This is a genomic window from Variovorax sp. WDL1 (assembly GCF_001541225.1).
Classification (GTDB): domain Bacteria; phylum Pseudomonadota; class Gammaproteobacteria; order Burkholderiales; family Burkholderiaceae_C; genus Variovorax.
In genome coordinates, this window is record NZ_LMTS01000177.1 from 25,662 (window position 1) to 28,385 (window position 2,724).

Annotated in this window: 5 protein-coding genes; 3 read left to right on the top strand and 2 right to left on the bottom strand. The window is 69.6% G+C overall.

Going from position 1 to position 2,724, the window contains the following annotated elements; translation table 11 throughout:
• The 3 genes from APY03_RS44420 to APY03_RS25060 all read left to right on the top strand — a co-directional run.
• Positions 1-532: VWA domain-containing protein (locus APY03_RS44420; RefSeq protein ID WP_232324391.1), on the top strand; the 532-nt coding region annotated here is incomplete at its 5' end.
• Between the two features lie 17 nt (positions 533-549).
• On the top strand, positions 550-1,152 hold the full coding sequence (locus APY03_RS25055; RefSeq protein WP_068681178.1) for a CoxG family protein: 603 nt from the start codon (positions 550-552) through the stop codon (positions 1,150-1,152).
• A gap of 17 nt (positions 1,153-1,169) precedes the next feature.
• Positions 1,170-2,180: an XdhC family protein gene (locus APY03_RS25060; protein ID WP_068681180.1), complete on the top strand. Its 1,011-nt coding sequence runs from the start codon at positions 1,170-1,172 to the stop codon at positions 2,178-2,180.
• 29 nt (positions 2,181-2,209) lie between these two features.
• Here APY03_RS25060 and APY03_RS41755 read toward each other — a convergent pair whose 3' ends face one another.
• Together APY03_RS41755 and APY03_RS42690 are read right to left on the bottom strand one after the other, a co-directional pair.
• Complete coding sequence (locus APY03_RS41755) at positions 2,210-2,428, bottom strand: hypothetical protein (protein ID WP_102905304.1); 219 nt, start codon at positions 2,426-2,428, stop codon at positions 2,210-2,212.
• 70 nt (positions 2,429-2,498) lie between these two features.
• On the bottom strand, positions 2,499-2,724 hold a 226-nt coding region (locus APY03_RS42690), incomplete at its 5' end, for a hypothetical protein (RefSeq protein WP_198161294.1).

Here is a 2,724-nt window from a genome sequence, read left to right on the forward strand (position 1 = left end):
GCTGGTGCTGATCGATGTCTCGGGCTCGATGGAGCGCTATGCGCGCCTGCTGCTGGCCTTCCTGCATGCGGCGACGCGCCGTGCCGGGCGGCGCGACGTGTTCGCCTTCGGCACCCAGCTGACCGACCTGACGCCGGCCTTCCGCATTGCCGACACCGACGCCATGCTGGGCGCCGCCGGCGAGGCGATCGCCGACTTCGCCGGAGGCACCCGCCTCGGCGCTTCGCTGGCCGAGCTGCGGCGGCACCACGCGCGCCGGTTGACCGGCCGCCGCACCCTCGTGCTGGTGATCAGCGACGGCCTGGACACCGGCGAGCCCGAGATGCTGGAGCGCGAGCTGCTGTGGCTCAAGCGCCATTCGCGGCGCGTACTGTGGCTCAATCCGCTGCTGCGCTACGAAGGCTATGCCCCGCTGGCGCGCGGGGCTGCGGTGCTGCACCGCCATGCGGACGCGATGCTCGCAGTCCACAATCTCAGCGCACTGGAACAACTGGCCTCCAGCCTCGCGGCGCTGATGCGCTGCGGCCGGTGACGAAACAAGGAACAACCATGGAAATGCTCGGCAACCGCCGCCTCCCGATCACGCAGCAGCAGGCCTGGGAGGCGCTCAACGATCCGGAGACGCTGAAGAAGTGCATCCCCGGCTGCGACAAGTTCGAGCCTGTCGGCGATAACGAATACACGGTCGCGCTGGCCGTCAAGATCGGCCCGGTCTCGGCCAAGTTCAACGGCAAGGTGAAGCTGGCCGACATCCTGCCGCCCAACAGCTACAAGCTGTCCTTCGAAGGGCAGGGCGGCGTGGCCGGATTCGCCAAGGGCTCGTCGGGCGTGACGCTCACCCCGGTGGACGGCACCGATCCGGCCTGCGAGCTCGACTACACGGTGCAGGCGCAGGTGGGCGGCAAGATCGCGCAGCTGGGCCAGCGCCTGATCGACGGCGCCGCCAAGTCGACCGCCGACGACTTCTTCAAGCGCTTCGAGGCCGAGATGCAGGCACGCTACGGCCCCCCGAGTGCGGTCGAGAGCACCGACGCGCAGGCTGGAGATTCCTCCGAGAAGACCGGAAAGATGGCGGGCCTCATGCGCAAGATGGGCTTCGGCAAGAAGGACGGCACGCCCGATGCGGACGCCGGCGAGAAGCCGGGCGAATAGCGCAACGGAGCACGAGCATGGAAAACCTCGACGTGATGGTCCTGCGCACGCTGCGCGACTGGCGGCTCGCGGGTCGCCGCGCGCTGCTCACGACCGTGGTGCGCACCTGGGGTTCCTCGCCGCGGCCGATCGGTTCGATCATGGCGCTGGCCGAGGACGGCGCGGTGGTCGGTTCGGTCTCGGGCGGCTGCATCGAGGACGACCTGATCGCGCGCTACAGCCGTGCCCACGGCGCGCCTGGCGAGATGCCCTCGGGCCCGCCGGCGCTGGTCAAGTACGGCGTCACGGCCGACGAGGCGCACCGCTTTGGCCTGCCCTGCGGCGGGACGCTGGAGCTGCTGCTCGAGTACGACCCCGACGCCACCTCGCTGGCGACGCTCGTCGAGGCGCTGGAGCAGGGGCGGCTGATGCAGCGCACGGTCTCGCTGGCGGACGGTGGCGTGCGGCTGGCCGAGGCGGGTGTCCCCGCGGCGCTCACGGTCACCGGCAAGGAACTGGTCAACACCTTCGGGCCCGAGTACCGCATGCTGCTGATCGGCGCCGGCCAACTGGCCGAATACCTGTCGACCATGGCGAAGTTCAGCGGCTTCGCGGTCACGCTGTGCGATCCGCGCGCCGAGTACCGCACAGGCTGGTCCACGCCGGGTGTGACGATCAGCACCGAGATGCCCGACGACGCCGTGCTCGCCTTCAAGCCCGACCGTCGCAGCTGCGTGGTGGCGCTCACGCACGATCCGAAGCTCGACGACCTGGCCCTGCTGGAAGCCTTGCAGAGCGAGGCCTTCTACGTGGGCGCGATCGGTTCGCGCCGCAACGCACAGGCGCGGCGCGAACGGATGATCGAGCACTTCGACCAGACCGAGGCTTCGCTCGCGCGCCTGCGCGGCCCGATCGGCATCTACATCGGCAGCAAGACGCCGCCGGAGATCGCGGTCAGCGTGATGGCGGAGATCCTGGCGGTGAAGAACAACGTGACGCTGCCGCGCGAGACCGAGGTCGCGGTAGCCAAGGCGGCGGCTGCCGGTTGACGCGCGCCGAGGAGGCTCGGCGCTGTGCCTCAGTGCTCGCGCAGGCCGGCGAGGAAAGTGGTGCTGCGGCCGAAGGCACGCTGCATCTGTTTCGACTCGCGGGCCTCCTTGCCGGCCATGGAGAAGGCGAAGCTCGCGGCAACCAGCACGAAGCAGGCGCCGGTTGCGATCAAGAGGCCGGTGAAGGAGCCCAGCCACCAGGCCGTGACCGGGACCGCAATGCTGGCAAGAAAGAGGAGGATGCGCATGGCCGAAAAGGTATCAGAGCATGCGGTTTGCGGCTGTGAACTATTTCTCGGAACACTGCCACGATGCGCCTCATTCGGCCGCGCCCGGCAGGCCGGCCCGGTTGCCGTCGAAGACCTCGAGCAGCATCGGCGTGAGCGCGTGCATGTGCGTGGCGGCGGGCCGCGGTGCCGGCAGCAGGCCTGGTGTGAACCCATGGCCTTCGAAGCGCCGCAACAGCGCGGCATCGGCGCTGATGATGTGGACCGGTACGTCCCAGGAGGCACCGGCGCCGCTCACGCTGGCCAGCGGCTGGGGG

Coding starts and splice junctions, on each gene's coding strand:
- APY03_RS25060 (WP_068681180.1), top strand. CDS start 1,170: ATGGAAAACCTCGACGTGATGGTCCTGCGCACGCTGCGCGACTGGCGG.
- APY03_RS25055 (WP_068681178.1), top strand. CDS start 550: ATGGAAATGCTCGGCAACCGCCGCCTCCCGATCACGCAGCAGCAGGCC.
- APY03_RS41755 (WP_102905304.1), bottom strand. CDS start 2,428: ATGCGCATCCTCCTCTTTCTTGCCAGCATTGCGGTCCCGGTCACGGCC.